Annotated in this window: 21 protein-coding genes; 13 read left to right on the top strand and 8 right to left on the bottom strand. The window is 60.1% G+C overall.

Translation table 11 applies throughout. The features are described from left to right. Positions 1–72 precede the first annotated feature (72 nt). The 3 genes from GAO09_RS05615 (at position 73) to GAO09_RS05605 (ending at position 1,957) form a co-directional block, all read left to right on the top strand. Positions 73–459, top strand: a complete 387-nt coding sequence (locus tag GAO09_RS05615; protein ID WP_235937946.1) for a hypothetical protein — start codon at positions 73–75, stop codon at positions 457–459. 105 nt (positions 460–564) lie between these two features. Then, positions 565–1,383, top strand: coding sequence for a hypothetical protein (locus GAO09_RS05610; RefSeq protein ID WP_153353063.1), 819 nt, complete (start codon positions 565–567; stop codon positions 1,381–1,383). A 31-nt stretch (positions 1,384–1,414) separates the two neighbouring features. Beyond that, positions 1,415–1,957 carry a GNAT family N-acetyltransferase gene (locus GAO09_RS05605; RefSeq protein WP_153353062.1) on the top strand — a complete coding sequence of 181 codons (543 nt, stop codon included), beginning with the start codon at positions 1,415–1,417 and terminating at the stop codon, positions 1,955–1,957. Here GAO09_RS05605 and GAO09_RS05600 read toward each other — a convergent pair. Beyond that, positions 1,954–2,661: an ankyrin repeat domain-containing protein gene (locus GAO09_RS05600; RefSeq protein ID WP_153353061.1), complete on the bottom strand. Its 708-nt coding sequence runs from the start codon at positions 2,659–2,661 to the stop codon at positions 1,954–1,956. The genes GAO09_RS05605 and GAO09_RS05600 overlap by 4 nt on opposite strands. A 162-nt stretch (positions 2,662–2,823) precedes the next feature. Between GAO09_RS05600 and GAO09_RS05595 the strand changes: the two genes are divergently transcribed. Beyond that, positions 2,824–3,456: a Rossmann-fold NAD(P)-binding domain-containing protein gene (locus tag GAO09_RS05595; protein ID WP_153353060.1), complete on the top strand. Its 633-nt coding sequence runs from the start codon at positions 2,824–2,826 to the stop codon at positions 3,454–3,456. Positions 3,457–3,638: 182 nt separating this feature from the next. Further along, complete coding sequence (locus GAO09_RS05590; RefSeq protein WP_153353059.1) at positions 3,639–4,061, top strand: VOC family protein; 423 nt, start codon at positions 3,639–3,641, stop codon at positions 4,059–4,061. A 15-nt stretch (positions 4,062–4,076) separates the two neighbouring features. Here the strand turns inward: GAO09_RS05590 and GAO09_RS05585 are convergent, their stop codons facing one another. Next, on the bottom strand, positions 4,077–5,135 hold the full coding sequence (locus GAO09_RS05585; protein WP_153353058.1) for a D-alanyl-D-alanine carboxypeptidase family protein: 1,059 nt from the start codon (positions 5,133–5,135) through the stop codon (positions 4,077–4,079). 162 nt (positions 5,136–5,297) lie between these two features. Between GAO09_RS05585 and GAO09_RS05580 the strand changes: the two genes are divergently transcribed. The 3 genes from GAO09_RS05580 to GAO09_RS05570 all read left to right on the top strand — a co-directional run bounded on the left by GAO09_RS05580 (position 5,298) and on the right by GAO09_RS05570 (position 6,215). Further along, complete coding sequence (locus GAO09_RS05580) at positions 5,298–5,582, top strand: I78 family peptidase inhibitor (RefSeq protein ID WP_235937945.1); 285 nt, start codon at positions 5,298–5,300, stop codon at positions 5,580–5,582. Positions 5,583–5,666: 84 nt separating this feature from the next. Next, on the top strand, positions 5,667–5,888 hold the full coding sequence (locus GAO09_RS05575; RefSeq protein ID WP_153353056.1) for a hypothetical protein: 222 nt from the start codon (positions 5,667–5,669) through the stop codon (positions 5,886–5,888). A gap of 114 nt (positions 5,889–6,002) precedes the next feature. Next, positions 6,003–6,215, top strand: a complete 213-nt coding sequence (locus GAO09_RS05570) for a hypothetical protein (RefSeq protein ID WP_235937944.1) — start codon at positions 6,003–6,005, stop codon at positions 6,213–6,215. A gap of 94 nt (positions 6,216–6,309) precedes the next feature. Here the strand turns inward: GAO09_RS05570 and GAO09_RS05565 are convergent, their stop codons facing one another. Then, the gene (locus tag GAO09_RS05565; RefSeq protein WP_153353055.1) at positions 6,310–7,680 is read right to left on the bottom strand and encodes a dicarboxylate/amino acid:cation symporter; all 1,371 of its coding nucleotides are present in this window, start codon (positions 7,678–7,680) and stop codon (positions 6,310–6,312) included. Between the two features lie 297 nt (positions 7,681–7,977). On the opposite strand from GAO09_RS05565, the gene GAO09_RS05560 reads away from it, so the two are divergent. Beyond that, positions 7,978–8,724, top strand: coding sequence for an NYN domain-containing protein (locus GAO09_RS05560; RefSeq protein ID WP_153353054.1), 747 nt, complete (start codon positions 7,978–7,980; stop codon positions 8,722–8,724). Between the two features lie 48 nt (positions 8,725–8,772). Then, positions 8,773–9,165: a GFA family protein gene (locus tag GAO09_RS05555; protein WP_153353053.1), complete on the top strand. Its 393-nt coding sequence runs from the start codon at positions 8,773–8,775 to the stop codon at positions 9,163–9,165. Between the two features lie 31 nt (positions 9,166–9,196). Here GAO09_RS05555 and GAO09_RS05550 read toward each other — a convergent pair whose 3' ends face one another. Beyond that, a complete protein-coding gene (locus GAO09_RS05550) occupies positions 9,197–9,454 on the bottom strand; it encodes a hypothetical protein (protein WP_153353052.1) in 258 nt (85 codons plus the stop codon). Positions 9,455–9,483: 29 nt separating this feature from the next. After that, positions 9,484–9,966 (bottom strand): VOC family protein, encoded by a 483-nt coding sequence (locus GAO09_RS05545; protein ID WP_153353051.1) that lies wholly within the window; start codon positions 9,964–9,966, stop codon positions 9,484–9,486. Positions 9,967–10,281: 315 nt separating this feature from the next. Between GAO09_RS05545 and GAO09_RS05540 the strand changes: the two genes are divergently transcribed. Next, on the top strand, positions 10,282–11,616 hold the full coding sequence (locus GAO09_RS05540) for a solute carrier family 23 protein (protein WP_153353050.1): 1,335 nt from the start codon (positions 10,282–10,284) through the stop codon (positions 11,614–11,616). Positions 11,617–11,773: 157 nt separating this feature from the next. Next, complete coding sequence (locus GAO09_RS05535; RefSeq protein ID WP_209018617.1) at positions 11,774–12,961, top strand: vWA domain-containing protein; 1,188 nt, start codon at positions 11,774–11,776, stop codon at positions 12,959–12,961. A gap of 29 nt (positions 12,962–12,990) precedes the next feature. Here the strand turns inward: GAO09_RS05535 and mobB are convergent, their stop codons facing one another. Genes mobB through GAO09_RS05520 form a run of 3 tightly spaced genes read right to left on the bottom strand, consistent with a single transcriptional unit; the run spans position 12,991 to position 15,053 of the window. Then, the gene (gene mobB, locus GAO09_RS05530) at positions 12,991–13,506 is read right to left on the bottom strand and encodes a molybdopterin-guanine dinucleotide biosynthesis protein B (protein WP_153353048.1); all 516 of its coding nucleotides are present in this window, start codon (positions 13,504–13,506) and stop codon (positions 12,991–12,993) included. After that, complete coding sequence (gene mobA, locus GAO09_RS05525; RefSeq protein ID WP_153353047.1) at positions 13,503–14,132, bottom strand: molybdenum cofactor guanylyltransferase MobA; 630 nt, start codon at positions 14,130–14,132, stop codon at positions 13,503–13,505. The genes mobB and mobA overlap by 4 nt, the downstream gene beginning before the upstream one ends. Before the next feature lie 12 nt (positions 14,133–14,144). Beyond that, positions 14,145–15,053: a DMT family transporter gene (locus GAO09_RS05520; RefSeq protein WP_235937943.1), complete on the bottom strand. Its 909-nt coding sequence runs from the start codon at positions 15,051–15,053 to the stop codon at positions 14,145–14,147. A 248-nt stretch (positions 15,054–15,301) separates the two neighbouring features. Here GAO09_RS05520 and GAO09_RS05515 point away from each other — a divergent pair, with 248 nt between their 5' ends. Beyond that, positions 15,302–17,863, top strand: coding sequence for a methyl-accepting chemotaxis protein (locus GAO09_RS05515; RefSeq protein ID WP_153353046.1), 2,562 nt, complete (start codon positions 15,302–15,304; stop codon positions 17,861–17,863). Positions 17,864–17,927: the final 64 nt, after the last annotated feature.

Below are 17,927 nucleotides of genomic sequence, written 5' to 3'. Positions count from 1 at the left end.
GGATCGCGAAAGCAATCGGCAATCGTCCGATGGCATGTTGGTAACGGATGAAACCATGATTGCGGAGCCGCCATGAATTCCGTTTTTCCGAGAGACGCCACCGTGATGGCGCAGATGCGCAGGCTGCAGGCAATCGGTCTTCTGGCTGCGTTGGTCATTTTCGGTCTGATCGGCGGTCTTTATCTCTGGAGGCTGCAAAGTTTTGACCGGACGGTTGCGACGATCGAGGCCGTCTGGGACGAGGCACAATACGGTGAGGGCGAAAGGCATGTTTTCACATTCGGCCTCCTGAGCTTCACCCGGATTGCAGCGGATGGGCAAAGCCATGCGTGCCGGCACCCATTCAGAATCGGCCGGCCCAGCGAAAAATTTCGAGTAGGGGAAAAGCTCGAAATCATTCCGGCGACCGGAAGTTGCCAGCGGGTGGATGTGATCGGACGGGCAGGCTCGCGCCAATAGGATGTCGTACCCGCAGTGCTGTCAGTCTTGATCTCGCGGATTGTCCGCAACCATCGAGCAGGTTAGAGGCGTATCACGCACATGTGGCGATCAGGAAAAGCATACATGCATTTCTTCCGACTTTTCTTTCGGTGCTTCATCTTTGTCGTCCTGACCATTCTCACCCAGATCGGCGGCATGGCTTACCTGCTCTCGCTGTTCGCAACGCGTGTCATGGGCATGTCGCGGTTTTCGGCAAGGATACTGGTCTTCCTGTTATTCTATGCTGCCGCAACATTTCTGGCGAACATGGCTGCGCCTGCCTTCGGTCGGGTTCCGCTTTCGTGTTTTGCCGGAGAGGGTGACAAGATGATGGTGCGGTCAGCGCTCTATTGTGCCTTGAACCGCAATTACGTGACGCCACGGATGCGTGATCTGGTCGCGGCATTGTCCGAAGACATGGACGAAAAATTTCCGGGAACGACGACCGTGGTGCTGGACGGCAATTTTCCGTTCATCGACGGTTTTCCGCTTCTGCCGCATCTTTCCCATGCGGATGGCCGCAAGCTGGATATCGCCTTCTATTACAAGGATGCGGACGGGTATTTTGTTGATGGGGTGACGCGCTCGCCGATCGGTTATTTTGCCTTCGAACAGCCGCGAGCAGGTGACGAACAACCTTGCGAAGGGCGCAAGGACATCATCACGACGCGATGGAATTTCGACTGGCTGCAGCCGTTTTTTCCTTCCTACCGGATAGAGGAACAGCGCACGGGCTTTGCCCTGCAATGGCTTTCCACCGTGGGGGCTAAACAGTTTGGGCTGGAAAAGATCTTTGTCGAGCCGCATCTTAGAAATGCGCTGGCTGCGAGTGGGGAGACGATCCGTTTTCAGGGCTGCCGCGCGGCCCGTCATGACGACCATATTCACATCCAGGTAAGATGAGACGGTGGCCTGCCTTGCTGAGGATTTCGGCATGATCACATTGCAAACCCGACGCCTGGTGCTCGCTCCCTGTCAGCCGGGTGACGCTGCCGACTTCATCGGCCTTGAACGCGATGCCGAGGTGATGCGTTTTCTGCATCGTGGGGCGGTGGATCACAACGCGGTCGGATCGCAGGATGTTTCGTTTCTGATGCCGCGCGGCAACGAATCCTACGTGTGGACTGCTCGTCGCAAGGATGACGAGGCTTTTGTCGGCTGGTTCTGCCTCTATCCGGAAGCGCCGGTTCTGGCCGAACTCGGCTACCGGTTAAAGCGCGACGGATGGTGGCAAGGATTGGCCACCGAAGGTGCTGGCGCTCTTGTCGACTGGGGTTTTGGGCAAGCCGGTTATGAGACGATTTTTGCGGGCACCATGGCAGTGAACCTCGGCTCGCGACGGGTGATGGAAAAGCTTGGCATGACGCATGTTGCTACCGATTTTCCCGTTTTCGACGATCCGATCCCCGGCACGGAGGAGGGCGAGGTACGGTATGAACTGGAGCGTCGTGACTGGCAGGCTGGAAAACCGCTCTAACGCTGCCCGGCTGCCTCCAGCAACGCCACGATCTCCCCATACCCTCGCGTCCGTGCATGCTCCAGTGGCGTCACGCCGTCCTTGTCGGCAATGTCACGGCTAGCGCCGGCATCGAGCAGCAGTTTGACGATGTCCTGATGGCGCGGGCCGCCGTCGCTGAGGATGATCGCTTCCAGAAGGGCTGTCCAGCCGAGCCTGTTGACATGATCGACATCCACGCCCGCCTCGATCAGCGTTTTTACCGTTTCTACATGGCCGCGCTCGGAAGCCGGAATGAGGGCGGTGCCGCCATAACGGTTGGTGCTTTTGAGATCCGCGCCGTGTGACAGGGTCAGTTTCAGAATTTCCAGATGGCCGCGCGCACCGGCGTAGAGATAGGGGCTATCGTCGATCTCATCCTTGGCGTTGACGTCTGCGCCCGCCTCGATCAGCACCTTTGCCGCCTCGATGCGATTGGCGTGGGTGGCGACGAGAAGGGCGGTCTGGCCGTGTTCGTTGCGTCCGTCGAGTGGCGCACCTTCCTCAAGCAACCGCGTGATGTCTCCGGTGTCGCCGCTACTGGCGGCATCGAACAGGGTTTCGGCATTCATCTGCGACATGGCGGGGGCCTTTGCCAGAAGGAGTGTCAGGGAGGCGGCGATGAGGATGCGGACCGACGCGGTCAGGGCCGTGCGGTGCAGGAATGGTCGTGCCTGTGGCGTCATGGGTATGGTGCCGGTTCCGTCATGGGAAGGATATAGGCGCGGGAAACCCGATGGGCAGGGGAGCGAGCGGGATTGTCCTATTTCGCTGCGACTATCCCGCGTAGCGCGCGGGGTGGTATGCTTGCCCACCTTGAACAAGGTTGGCTGGATCGGAGGGGCGCGATGAAACTTCTTTTGGTGGGGGCAAGCGGGCTTGTCGGCAGCCATGTACTGGCACTGGCGCTGGCCGATCCCCGGGTCGCCCGCGTGGTGGCGCCGGGTCGCACAACCCTTGTGCCGCATCCCAAGCTGGAAGCGCCGGTCTGTAATCTCGAGCAAATGACGGGCGATGAGCCTTTCTGGCAGGGCGACGCGGTGATCTGCACGCTTGGCACGACGATCAAGGCGGCGGGCTCGCAGGCTGCCTTAGAACGGGTGGATCATGATTATCCGCTCACCGTTGCGCAGTTCATGCATCGGCGTGGCGCGCAGGTCTATGTGCTCAATTCTGCGCTCGGCGCCAATCCGCAATCAATGTTTTTCTATAATCGCGTCAAAGGCAAGCTGGAGCAGGATCTGAAAACGGTCGGCTTTCGCTCGTTATGTTTCGTGCGGCCGGGACTGATCGGCGGCGAACGTGCCGAACGGCGCAGCGGCGAGGGTGTTGCCGAAGTGGTTCTGAAGACCCTCGGGCCGGTCTTGCCGAAAGCGTGGCGGATCAATCCGGCGCCTGTTATCGCCAAGGCTCTGCTGGAACAGGCGATTGCAGCGCGGCCGGGTGTGCATGTCGTTTCCTCGGCGGAACTGGTGGCGTGATGGACCGGGTTGGCTTGACCCCCGGCCTGCAGATCCCTACCTTTATCGTGTCTGAAACAGGTTAGGTTCGGGAAGGTTGGCCCGGCCCCTCCAGGCTGGAGGTCCTTCCGTCACTGCGGTGACGGCCCAAGACTATCAGGGCGCCCGCATCGGGCAGGCGTCGATAGAAAGGGTTTTGGCTTATGAAACCGCGTATTTCCGTGGTGACGCTTGGCGTCTCCGATCTTGAAAAATCCCTCGTCTTTTATCGTGATGGTCTTGGTCTGCCGACCGAGGGCATTGTCGGCCGCGAGTTCGAACATGGCGCCGTCGCCTTTTTCGATCTCGCTGGCGGGCTGAAACTGGCTTTGTGGGCGCTGGCCGATATTGCCCATGATACCGGACTGCCGGCCGGGCCGGTAAGCCCGACTGCCATGACGATCGGGCACAATGTCCATGAGCGTAAAGAGGTGGATGCGGTGATGGCGGCAGCCGAAAAGGCCGGTGCCCGCATTGTCAAAACCGCGCAGGATACGTTTTACGGCGGTTATGCCGGTTATTTCAGCGATCCCGACGGGCATGTCTGGGAAGTCGTGTGGAATCCGCAATTCCTGCCCGACGATTGATTTCTTCCGGATTACCTACTGGAATTCCTGAGGGCGTGGCTTTGGCAAAGGCACGTCCGCGACATTTTCGGTTGCCCACGTGCTGATCGCGTGGGTGATGCCGGGAATTTCGTCTTTCAGAAAGCTTTCGTGGCCGGGAAGGCCCATCGGATACATGGCATTGCGCTCGGTTTCATAAGCGGCACTTGCCGGCGTGCAGAGTTTTACACGCATGTCCGGCGCTGAAATGTCCGCGCGGTTGGCGATGGTTTCGACACGGCCCATGGAGGGCAGGCGGCCGCCAAATGCCTCATCCAGATATTGCGCCGCGCGTTCGTTACGCTCGCGTTCCGTCGTGGTGCCCAGCATGACCACCATGACCTGTCGGCCGTTGCGCTCGGCAAGGCCGACGTAATTGCGGCCGGAGGCACAGAGAAAACCGGTCTTCATGCCGATCGTGCCGGCATAACGGGTCAGCAGCTGGTTGTTGGACTTGACCTCCTTGCCATCGAAGGTGACGGCCGAAGGGGCAAAGAACTGGCGGTATTGCGGAAACTGCTTCTCGATCTCCATGCCGAGGATGGCGAGGTCGCGCGCCGTCGTGTAATTGTCCTTGTCGAACAGGCCGTTGGGGCTGGCGAAATGCGTGCCGGTCATGCCGAGCCGCTGCGCCTCCGCATTCATGCGACGGATGAAGGTGGGCAGGTCGCCGCCGACTTTTTCGGCAATCGCGACCGCGACATCATTGGCGGATGCGACGAGAGCACCGTAAAGCGCATCCTCCAGGGTCATCGTGCGCCCAAAAGTCAGGCCGGATTCGAGAAAGGCCTGTCTGGTGGCGTTGCGGGTCATGACGACGGGTGTCTTCAGCGTGACCTCGCCTGATCGCAGCGCCTGAAAGGTGATCAGCGCGGTCATCAGCTTGGTGGTGGAGGCCGGATACCACGGCGCACCGGCATCCTCCTGATAAAGAACCTCGTGGCTAGCCGTATCGACCACCAGAATGGGCGTGGCCTGCGCCGCCGTCCACGGGAAAAGCGCAGCAAGACACACAAATGCTTTCAGCGATCGTCCGGAAAATTTGGTCATGGCCATTCTTCAGTCTCCAACAGGTGATCTCACTTAGGAAAATTAGCGAATGCTGGCAACGTCATAACGAGCGGAGCAGGTGGGCGGGGCGTGCAAATCGCCGGTATTGCCGTAATGTCGGCACACAAATCGCCGAGGTTGAGGCGCAGTTCGCAGTGGAGAATGGCGATGAAGATTTTGGTAACCGTGTTTGCGGTTTTGGCCGTTGCAGCAGGCGCCCCGGCTACGGCCTTTGCCGCGCCAGCCAAGGCAAAGCTCTGCAATGCAGAAGCCGCGAAAAAGCTGGTGGGCAAAAAGAAGCCCAGCGATGCGCGGGCCAAGCGCCTGACAGGCGCGGCAAACGTGCGGCAGATCGGGCCGGGCGATATGGTGACGCGCGACTTTCGGCAGGACCGGGTGACGATCGAAACCGATCCGGCGACCGGACGCGTGACGCAGGCATCCTGCGGCTGAGGCTGCAGGATAAGGCTTTCGCTTGAACGGCGGGGGAATTGCGCTACCCTTGGTGACACCTGATGGCTTTTGTGGAGGATGAAAATGTCCCGAACCAGCGTCTGGATCTCGATGATTTCCTGGACCGTGTTGGCAGTGGTGACGGCTTGGACAAGTGTTCGCGTGGCAAGCGCTGTTTATCCCGATCTGCACCCGGGCCTCTTCCTGATTGTGTGGATTTTTGCCATTCAGGCGGTCTATGGAATACGCGGTTTTGCGCGTAGACGTGGCTGGGCGATGGCGTCCTATGCGCCGGTCAAGCACTGATCTCGGTTATCGGCGATAGCTTTGAAAAGCCCGATCGACCCGATTGAATTGTAGCGGAACGCTCTATGTTGGCGTGCCTGACCAATCAGAGAATTTTCCTTGCCGGGCATGTCCATGACAGAGGTCAGCCTGCAGGTGCTTTTCGCCGTTTTGTCATTGATCATCGCCAGTATTGCCGCACGTCGGCCGAAGACTTTTCGGGCGGGCATCGTGGCCGGAACCTTGACGGGGCTAGTGTTATTGATCGCGGCGTCGGCGCTAGTCGGTTTTCTTGGCAATGCAATGCCATTCGGACAGATCGATTTCTGGCTGATGGGGATGTTTTGATCCGGGCTTTGACATCCAAGGAAACCTCGAATGAAAAAGCGCTCCCCGTTGCCGGGGAGCGCTTTTTTCGTTGTCGATGAGGAACGCGGCGATATCAGGCCGCCTGAACCTCGCGGTCGTCGAGCGCGTCGATATCCTTGACGTTGTCATAGGCCGCCTGATCGAGAATGCCCTCACGCTTGGCAACAATGGTTGGCACCAGTGCCTGACCGGCGACGTTGACCGCGGTGCGGCCCATGTCGAGGATCGGATCGATGGCAAGCAGAAGGCCGACGCCTTCGAGCGGCAGGCCGAGCGTTGAGAGCGTCAGCGTTAGCATCACGACGGCGCCGGTAAGGCCAGCGGTTGCGGCTGAACCGAGAACGGACACGAAGACGATCAAAAAGTATTCCTGGAGCCCAAGCGGTACCTGATAGAACTGCGCGATGAAGATGGCCGAGATCGCCGGGTAGATGGCGGCGCAGCCGTCCATCTTGGTGGTGGCGCCGAGCGGTACGGCAAAGGCCGCATATTCACGTGGCACACCGAGCGCCTTTTCGGTGACGGTTTCGGTGACCGGCAGGGTGCCGATCGACGAGCGCGATACGAAGGCCAGCTGGATGGCCGGCCATGCACCCGCGAAGAATCGCGAGGGTTTCAGGCCGTGGGCGAGGAGCAGCGCCGGGTAAACGACGAAGAGGACGAGGGCGAGGCCGATATAGACGGCGGCGGCATACCATGTCAGCTGCGCCAGCGTCGTCCAGCCATACTGGTCGACAGCGCGGCCAAGCAGGCCGATCGTGCCAATCGGCGTCAGGCGGATCACCCACCACAAAATCTTGCGCACGACGGCGAGAAGCGACTGGTTGAAAGCGAGGAAAGGTTCAGCCGCCTTGCCGGCCTTCAGCGCGGCGATGCCAAAGGCGATTGAGACGACGAGAAGCTGCAGAACGTTGAAGTTCAGCGAGGTGGTTGCGGCACCGTTCACCACCTTGGTCGAGGCTTCAAGGCCGAGCACGTTGGTTGGGATCAGGCCTTTGAGGAAATCGAGCCAGGTGCCGGCAGAGGACGGTGCGCGGGCGGAGGCTTCGGTGACCGCACTGTTGAGGCCCGGCTGGATGATCAGGCCGAGCGCGATGCCGATGACGACCGCGATCAGCGCTGTGATGGCGAACCAGAGCAGTGTCTGCCAGACCAGCTTGGCAGCGTTGTTGACGTTCTTCAGATTGGCGATCGAGGCGACGATGGCGGTAAAGATCAGCGGCGGCACGAGGGCGCGCAACAGCTGGACGAAAATCGTGCCGATGGTCTGCAGCGTCACCGAAAGAGCATTCTGGTTGCCGGCGGCATCAGGACCGATGTTACGCGCAAGAAGGCCGAGCGCGAGGCCGATGACCATGGCGGCGAGAACCTGGAAGCCAAAGTTGCTGTAGAAGGGTTTTGGGCTCGATGGAGCGGGTGAGGCGGTGCCGGGTGTTGTTGGCATTTTCGAAAGCTTTCCAAAAGGATGTCGCGCGGTTCCGAGCAGTCGGCGCCACGCTGAATATGGGCGATGATAATCCGAATTCTCTCTGGGTTAAGGGATGTGTTTGCCTATTTGAAGTGCGAATGATGATTTCGTGCTCAGCCGACGGTGTGTTCGGCATGAATCTTCCATAGGTCGGCAGCGTAGAGAGGGGTGGATTGTTAAGCGTGCGCGCGGATATATTGTGATCACAGGTTGCGGGCTACGTTTTGCTGTTTGATGCTGTCGTGTCTATTTGCCTTGGGGGAGCTGGATTGCATGCATGAAATACGACCACGTCGACTTGCCGTGTTGATCGATGCGGAGAATGCATCGGCGAAGATCGTCGACGGTTTGTTCAAGGAGATCGCGAAGCTCGGCGATGCAACGGTCCGGCGTATCTATGGCGATTTTTCCGCAGGCCAGTGCAGGCCGTGGGTCGATGTTCTGGCGAGGCATTCGATCAATCCTCAGCAGGTTTTTGCCTACACGACCGGCAAGAACGCCTGTGACATCGCGCTTGCGATCGATGCGATGGATATTTTGCACCGTGGCGGGATCGACGGATTTTGCCTTGTGTCATCCGACAGCGATTTTACCCGATTGGCGATGCGTATTCGCGAGCAGGGGCTCGATGTGTTCGGATTTGGCGAAATGAAGACGCCCGAAAGTTTCCGGCTTGCGTGCCAGCGGTTTATTTATACGGAAGGCTTGCAGCCGCCGGCCGTTATTAAAGAGGTGAAAACCGCTCCCACACCTGCAAGCCCTCAGTTGCCAAGCGCGGCGACGCCGCTCATCGTTCAGGCCTTCGCCCAGCTAGGAAGCAAGGACGGCTGGGTGCCGCTTAGTGAGTTGGGCAAGAAACTCACCAACCTGGATCGCGCTTTTAATCCCCGGACGTATGGTGCGGAGAACCTTCGCGAATTGGTCCGTAAGACCAAGGCGTTCGAGATTAACATCGCCAAGAAGGGTATCCAGCGTATCCGATTCAAGGTGGTGACGGCCGAGAAGAAGAAGGCTGCATGAGGGTTGCGGAGCAATTCTGCTGCCTTTTACGCAACAGGGAGCATCATCATGACCGACATCACCGGCGGCTGCCGTTGCGGCAATGTCAGGATCATCGCCACGGGAGAGCCCAATCGCGTCGGGATTTGTCATTGTTTCGATTGCCGCAAGACCCATGGCGCGCTGTTTCATGCCTCGGCGATCTTTCCTGAGGCGTCCGTGCGGCTCGAAGGCGAAACCCGCGAATATCAGGGCCGGCATTTTTGCCCGAATTGCGGTTCGCATGTTTTCGGGCGCAGCGGGGATGAGATCGAGGTCAATCTCGGCACGCTCGATGAGATCGACCGGTTTCAGCCGACTTATGAATTGTGGACGATCCGCCGCGAAAGCTGGTTGCCGGAATTTCCAGTGAAGAGGCGTTATGAGCGCGATCGCGAGGGGACAAGGCGCACGGAAAACTGAGCCCCGAAACTATCTGGCAGGCGTGGGTCGCTCATGGAGTGAGAGCGGCGTAAAGGTTTTCAAGAACTATGGTGCCTTCTGCCGCGCAGGAAATCAGGCAGGGATCGTCCCACTCGTTCTGGAAGATGAAGGAGCACCCACCAAAGCAGTATTCGGCGGATGCCGGATGCAGTTTCGTGTCTGGTACCCCGTAGAGACGTTCGATCGCCAGCGCCACCGACGAGAGGTCGGAGGGCGCGAACTCCAGAGAACAGCGGCCGCTCGGCAATGGAAGTAATGTAATCGTCATGGAGACAAAATACCGTGGCAATTGGGTGATCAATCCGGGGTTCCGCGTACCGCCGCCTCGATCTTTCCAACATCGATCTTCTTCATCGTCATCATCGCATCGAACGCGCGTTTGGCTGCCGGCCCGCCCTCTCTCAACGCATCCATCAGGATACGCGGAGTGATCTGCCAGGACAGGCCCCATTTGTCCTTGCACCAGCCGCATTCGCTTGTCTGCCCGTCATTGTCGACAATGGCGTTCCAGTAGCGGTCGGTTTCGGCCTGATCTTCCGTCGAGATCTGGAATGAAAAGGCTTCTGTCTGCTTGAAATGCGGGCCGCCATTCATGCCCGTGCACGGAATGCCGAGCACGGTGAATTCCACGACGAGAACATCTCCCTGACTTCCATCGGGACAATCGCCGGGTGCATGAATGATCTTTTCGACACTGCTGTCGGGAAAGGTTCTTGCATAAAAACGGGCGGCTTCTTCCGCCTGCTTGTCATACCAAAGGCAGATCCTGTTCTTTTCCATGGCGGGTCTCCTCCCGGGAGTGTTTGTGGTCCTCAAATGATCAGTTAAGAGGCATGCGGCATTTCGCCAGTAGTTTTGCTGGATTTTTGGTCATGACTGTTGTGGGAAAGCTGTGAAGACCGATGACAGCGGCCTCGGTTCGCAGTAACGAAGGTTTTTGCGAGCCGATAGATGTGACCGACGATCGATGCCGATCGCCTATCCGCGAAGCGCAGTTTTTTAAGCATCCATGCCTCCGACCAAGAAATGCAAAACAGGTGCGCGGCCGAACCGCGCGCCCGGCCGGCTGGCGGGAACCAACAGAGGGGCACTGACATGAGCGAAACGGGTGGTTATTTTCCGCGCTGGCGGCTGAAGACGGAAGGGCGCATTTTGCCCGACGAACGTCTGCCGGCCGGCCAGACGGTGGTGCTGGGCTTTCAGCATGTGGTGGCGATGTTCGGGTCGACCGTACTTGCGCCGATGATCATGGGCTTTGACCCGAATGTATCGATCCTGTTTTCCGGCATTGCGACGCTGATCTTCTTCATCGCCGTCGGTGGCCGCGTGCCGAGCTATCTCGGTTCTTCCTTCGCCTTCATCGGCCCGGTTCTGGTGGCGACAGCCGCAGCAGCCGGCGCACCCAACCCGAATATTGGCCTGGCGCTGGGCGGCATCATCGCCGCCGGCGCGCTCTACACGATGATCGGCATCATCGTGATGATGGCAGGCCATCGCTGGATCGAGATGCTGATGCCGCCGGTTCTGACCGGGGCGATCGTGGCCGCTATCGGCCTCGTACTGGCGCCGATCGCCATTGCCAGTGCATCGGGTACAGGTGCGGCATCGCCGGATGGCAGCCAGCTGTCGCGCTGGGTGGCGATTGCCACCGTTGCCGCCGTCGGTGTTGTTGCCGTCTATGCGCCGGGTCTCACCCGCCGCCTGCCGATCCTGATCGGCGGCGCCTTCGCCTATCTGCTCTATCTCGTGCTGGCGAACGGCATGGGCTACGCCGCGCCGATCGATTTCTCGGGCGTATCGGCTGCCGCATGGTTCGGCCTGCCGACCTTCACCGCGCCGGTGTTTTCGCCTGCAGCGGTCACGCTGATCGCTCCGGTCGTCGTCATTCTGGTCGCCGAAAACCTCGGTCACATCAAGGCGATCGGCGCCATGACCGGCCGCAATCTCGACCCCTATCTCGGCCGCGCCTTCATCGGTGACGGCGTTGCCACGATGTTTTCGGGCGCCTTCGGCGGTACCGGCATGACGACTTACGCGGAAAACATGGGCGTCATGGCCGTCACCCGCATTTTCTCCACGCTGGTCTTCCTCGTCTCGGCCTTCGTTGCCATCCTGCTCGGCTTCTCGCCAAAGTTCGGCGCGCTGATCCAGACCATTCCCGGTCCGGTTCTCGGTGGTCTTTCGATTGTCGTGTTCGGCCTGATCGCGGCCACGGCCGGCCGTATCTGGGTGGAAAACAAGGTCGACTTCTCCGAGCCGCGCAACCTGATCACCGTCGGTGTGGCACTGGTTCTGGGGGCAGGAAACTTCAAGCTCGATGTTGGCGGCTTCACGCTCGACGGCATCGGCACGGCAACAATCGGCGCGATCGTTCTCTACCATGCGCTGGGCTGGGCAAGCCCGCGCAAGGAAAACGGTGAAAACGTCTGATATGACGCGACGTCGCGCCCTTATGCGGGGCGCGACGTCATGTTTTTATATATTCCGTAGACTGCATATATCTTTCATTTCTAATTGATGAAGTTATCACTAATTAAGTGATTGCTGAAACAATGCGGCCGATCCATCCATTCGAGTGATGTTCGGCATGCGACAATTCCAACAGACAATCCGCAGGTTCATCCGCCAGGAGAACGGCAATTTTGCCCTCATGACGGCGTTGATCCTTCCGGTGCTTCTCGGGACCGCCGGAATGGCGATCGATGCTACCAACATGGTGCTTTCGAGGGCGCAGCTGCAGGACGCGACCGATGCTGCCGCACTGGCTGTTTCCTCGCGCCTTGCCGACAAGAAGATCGACAGTTCGACGGGGTCGGAATACGGCAAGAATTTCGTGGCCGGCCGCTTTTCCGGCTCGTCCGACGCGACAAGCGTGGCCGCGATCAAGGCCGGCACGACCGTGTCGATCACCACCACGGCGCAGGGTGTGTCTGGGAAATCCTTCGCCGTCGCGGTCAATTCGTCCGTGCCGGTGCCGCTGACACCTTTGACGCGCCTGCTCTTCGGTCAGGAGGTGAATGTTTCCGCCGCCAGCAAGACCGTGAGCGGTTACGGTGGCCCGCGTGGGCTTTCCATGGAAGTGCTGCTCGATACATCCGGCTCCATGGCGCAAAATACCGCAACGCAACGAACACGTTGCACGCTGCAGCTTTTCAACATCTGCCTTGCCTACCAGACCTATTACGTGACCAAACTCGACGCCGTCAAAGAAGCCGCGACGGCGCTGTTCGATGGGCTCGACAAGGTGGACCCGACGCCGAAATTCATCCGGACCGGTGCGATCACCTATGCCACGACCATGGTGGCGCAATCCAACATGGCCTGGGGAACGACGGATTCCCGACGACAGGTCAACAACATCCTGACTGCCGTCGGCGGCACGGATGCGACGCTTTCGATGCAGACCGCCATCAACAATATCAAGGCGTCTCCTGCCAAGACCGATACCGAAAGCGTGGAGCAGAAAAAGAAGGGCAATGATCCTGTCGATCGTGTCATCGTGCTGATGACGGATGGCGAAATGACCGGCGCCAGCGCCGTTTGGGATGCGGTTTTCGACAAGAGCGTGCGCGATCAGTGCGCAGCGGCAAAGACGGCGGGCATCAAGGTCTTTACCGTCGCATTCATGGCGCCGCCGAGGGGGCAGGACCTTCTCAAGGCCTGCGCCACGACAGAAGCAAATTATTACGAACCGAATACGGTCGATTCCCTTGTCAGCGCCTTTGCCGAAATCGCCGAGAAGGCGACCGCGCAGCCGACCCGGTTGACGAACTGAGGTTCAGACCTGAGCGGCAGGCCTGTCGCTCACCTTGGCGGCAGGTCGACCGTGGTTGCGATGAAGTCGGCAATCGCCATCGTATCGTCGAGATCGAAAATCGGGATGGTGCTGTCTGCCACGGCGTGATCGGCGGCGATGGCGACGATATGTGGATCATTCGGCGCCAGGGGTTCGCGATTGGCGGATTCCAGGCGCCGGGCCTCGATCTTGGGCACAGGCTCGCGTTTATAACCTTCGATCAGCACCAGATCGCATGGCGCGATACGGGCAAGGATGTCATCAAAGCTGGGTTCGGCCTGCCCACGCAATTCATGCATGATGGCAAAACGCGTGCCGGACACGATCGTCACCTCATGCGCGCCGGCCTCGCGATGGCGAAAACTGTCGGCGCCGACCTTGTCGATATCGAAATCATGATGGGCGTGCTTGATGGTGGAAATGCGATATCCGCGACGGGTGAATTCGGCGACGAGGCGAACGGCAAGGCCGGTCTTGCCGGAATTCTTCCAGCCGGAAATGCCAAAGATGCGCTGCGTCATCATTGCTCCAGATAGGTTTGCGCCCGTGTGAAATCCTCGGGCGTATTGACGTTGAAAAACGGATCGCGCGGCCCCGAAGACGTTGTTTCAGGCGCGAACGCGACCGTTACAGTCGGATGGCGCGCAAAAAAAGCCTTGACCCGGCGATTGTCAGGATTGCCGAGCCAGGTTTCGAGATCGTCGGCGACAGAGATCGGCCAGAGCGCATAGACCGGATGCATGTGGCCGTCAGACGCGGCGATGGCGATTGTATTGCCATCCGGGCAAGCCGTCGTCAGACGTCCAACGAGATCGAGCGGTAGAAACGGGCCGTCACCGGCAACGCTTGCCATATGGGTGTAGCCGGTTTGCGCGGAAAAATGCCGCAGACCGGAAAGAATGCCGGCGAGCGGCCCCTGATGATCTTTGAGCGTATCGGGAACGATCGGCAGGTTTCGATGCGCGCTAAAGCCGGGCAGGGCATTGATGGCGATGCTTGCGACCTGCGGCCCGAAGCGCTCGGCTACATGGGCGATCATTGGCCGGCCGGCAAGCGTCATCACTGTCTTTTCACGTCCCATGCGGCTGGAACGGCCCCCTGCAAGGATGATGCCGGCGATGGCGCCGCGTTTCGGTTTATCGGTGGTCATCGCTCTATCTCATCATGCGGGTGGGGCGGGATCGGTCTCGCCCGCGGTCACCTGACGTCGGCGGCTTTCTCGATAGAAGGTGTATAGGCCGGAGCCGATGACCAGCACGATGCCGATCATCATGCTGTTCGTCGGGATTTCTCCGAAAAACACGATGCCGATGCCGAGCGCCCAGATGAGGCTGGTATAGCGGAAAGGTGCCACGAAGGAAATTTCACCGTTGCGCATGGCAAGAATGATGCACTGATAGGCCACCAGCACCGCGAGGGCAGCCAAGGCCAGCAGGCCGAACATGTCGGCATCGAGTGGTCGCCATCCGCCCATCGGCACGATCAGGCAGGCACCGAGCGACGTGATCGCCGTTGTGGTGAAGAGGCTGACGGAAATCGACGGGATGGTCGGATCGACGCGTTTGGTGACGAGATCGCGACCCGCGGTGAAAAATACGGCTACAACGGCAAACAGGGCATCGGGAACGAACCCGGAAGGGCCGGGCTTCAGGATGACCAGAACGCCGATGAAACCGACGAGAATGGCCACCCAGCGCCTCCAGCCGACCGGTTCGCCGAGGAAAAGAGCCGCTCCCAGCGTCACCGCAAGCGGCAACGACTGAAGGATGGAGGAGGCATTGGCGAAGGGAATACGGCTGAGCGCTGTCAGATAGGTCAGGGTCGCGCCGATTTCGAAAAAGACCCGCAGGAGCATGGTCCGATCGGTGAGCATGCGACGCGTCGGAAGCGCGCCGAGGTGGCGGGCGATCAGGAAAACGAGCACCAGCGTCATGGCGCCGCGCACGAACATGATCTGGGCGATGGAGATCTGCGTGGATGCGGCTTTGACGAGTGCATCGTTGCAGATGAACATGGCCATCGCGAGCACCATGTAGAACGCGCCCCTCGAATTTGCCGATAATGCCGCCATGTGATTCCCCGTCCCGGACGTCCGTTCAATAGGCCGGTTTGTCCGCAAATGGAAACGCTTCGACCTGGCATGCCGAAGAAGGAAACGTTCTGTCGCCGCGAAAGGCTATTTTGAACGTCTTCCGTGCATTGTTAACGGTTGCTCAATTCAATTTTCAGACTGTGAGTGAATCTCGCATGAGGCGGGAATGATGGCTGCGTGTCGCCGATGGGAGGTTGGTGCGTGTGCCCATTTGCGGGGGGAACCGCATGTCCTTCATCGACCGGCTTTTGCAAAGCCGCAGGATCGTAACCAAAGTTCTTTTGTTCGTGGTGCCGCTTGTGCTGCTGATCGCCGGCGTCGGGCTGGCGGGCTACTACACGTCGACGACGCTGAACGGGCACATGACCGTGACCCGCGCGACGATCGAAAATATCGGCGACTTCGAACGCCTGCAGACAAGCCTGCAGGGTTTTTCCACGACCCCAAACGACAAGACGCTGGCTGCATTGAAAGCCGATATCGACACCCAGGAAAAGGGCGTGGGTGCGTTGCAGGGCCTGTTGGTTTCCGATGGAGATCGCGAGCGCATCGCTCCGGTGATCGGCCTTGCCGCGGCCATGCGCGCGCATGTGGACGCGCTTTGGGCCGTAAAGGGCCGGCGCGACCAGAATGGTCGCGAAATGGATCTGGGCATGTCGAAAGTGCGCGCGCTCGGTACGGGTGTTCAGGCGCAGGTTGGTACGCTGCGCAAGCAGATGGATGGCAAGGAGCGTTTCGCCAAGGGACTGCTGCTGGAAGCCTATGCCTACAATGCCATCGCCGGCCGGATCGGCGAACTGCGTGATGCCATGCGCCGCGCCGAGAGCGACGACGCGGCCGTCAACACCGCAAAACTTTACCTTGGCACGTTGAACAACGAGTTCGACAAGGTGATCGGCCTCGTGCCGGAGCGGGCGCAAAAGGGCTTTGCACCGGTGCGTGAAGCCATGACCAACCTTGGCAAGGCGTTGACCAGCGATGCGTCGATTGCCGACAAGGCACAGGCCGCCCGTATCGCCACCAGTGCCTTCATGCGTATTCAGGGCGAACTCGCCAATCAGGCGACCAGCAAGGCGGTGACCGCGGCCGAGCGTTTCGTCGGTCTCGAAGCCGATGTCGTCGCGCAGCGCGAACTGCTGACCCAGACGGAAGAATCGCTTCGTCGGATCGATGAACTGCAGTTGCTGGTCGAGCGGCTGCGGATGACCTCCGCCGACGACAGTCGCAAGGCCGTGCTGGGCGGCATGACCACGCTGCGCAAGGCAAGCGCCCGCGTGTCCGAACTTGCGGGCAGCAACATGACGCTCGCGGAATTCGGCACCAAGACCGATACCCAGCTGGTCGCTCTCGATAAATCCTCGGTCAAGCTCATGGGGATTGCCGCCGATTGGCAGACGGAAAAGACGGCCGCCGCACAGACGCTATCCGGCGGCATGGCTGGCCTGAAGGCGTTTGTGGCGCAGGCTCAGGAGACCGGCAAGCAGGACAGCGAACGCTCCGCCACGCTTTCGGTCGTTGCGATGGTGATTGGCACCGTGCTGGCGATCGCCGGCGGCCTGATGCTGGTCGAAACGCTGCGCGGACCGCTTCGCCGCGTTACCGAAGTGATGAAGCGCCTTGCGGACGGCGATCTCAACGTGTCGATCGAGGGGCGTGAACGCGGCGACGAAATCGGCGACATGGTGCGATCCGTCACCGTGTTCCGAGATGCCGCTGTCGAAAACGTGCGACTGGAACAGGAAGCGGCATCGGCCCGTGAACTTTCGGCCGAGGAATCCCAGAAGCGGGGTGCGGAACGTGCCCGCGTGGCAGCAGAACAGCGCCGCGCGCTTGATGCGCTCTCGCATGTTCTCGGCAAGTTGGCCGAGGGCGATCTGGAAGAGGGCATGGCCGAGGATCTCGCGGAAGACTTTGTCGAGATGGCCCGCACCTACAACCAGGCCGTCGAGACGCTGCGCGTGACGCTCGCGGATGTGCGCAGCACGGCCGACGAGATCGAAGGTGGCACCGGCAACCTTGCCAGCTCCGCCGACGATCTGGCCCGCCGTACCGAACAGCAGGCGGCGGCACTGGAACAGAGTTCGCGGGCGCTGCGGCACCTGAGCGAGATCGTCGTTTCCACGGCCGAAAACGCCAAGCGTACCTCCACGTCCGTCAGCGAAACGGAGGAGTTCGCGGTGCGTTCCGGCGAAGTCGTGCAGCGTGCGGTCGGCGCCATGGGCGAGATCAGCAAGTCATCGGCCAAGATCGCGACGATCATCGGCGTGATCGACGAGATCGCCTTCCAGACCAACCTGCTGGCGCTCAACGCCGGGGTGGAAGCGGCGCGTGCCGGCGAGGCCGGTCGCGGTTTTGCCGTAGTCGCACAGGAAGTGCGCGAACTGGCGCAGCGTTGCGCCGGTGCTGCCCGCGAGATCAAGGATCTGATCTCGGTAAGCGCGACGCAGGTCAAGAGCGGCGTGCATCTTGTCGAGGAAACCGGACAGGCGCTATCGTCGATCATCACGCATGTGGCCGAGGTGCGCAAACTCGTCTCCGACATTTCGTCAGCCACCGGCGAGCAATCAACGGGCATCCGTGAAGTGACGCATGCGGTGCAGGAAGTGGAACTGATCACCCAGCGCAACGCCGCCATGGTCGAGGAAAACAACGCCGAAATCCATGGCCTGCGCCGTCGAGTGGAAATGCTGTCGGAGAAGATCGAGCATTTCAAGACGCGCGACCCGCACATGCAGGTCGAGCTGGGCGACTACGATCGCCGGCCGGGTTGGGGCCGCGAGGTGGCGTAGGCCGCACCCTCCCTCCAGACGACACAAAAGCAACAAGAGAAGGCCGGGGGAGATCCCGGCCTTT

Source organism: Endobacterium cereale, assembly GCF_009617585.1.
Classification (GTDB): Bacteria; Pseudomonadota; Alphaproteobacteria; order Rhizobiales; family Rhizobiaceae; genus Neorhizobium; species Neorhizobium cereale.
This window is presented reverse-complemented; position numbering and strand designations above follow the sequence as displayed.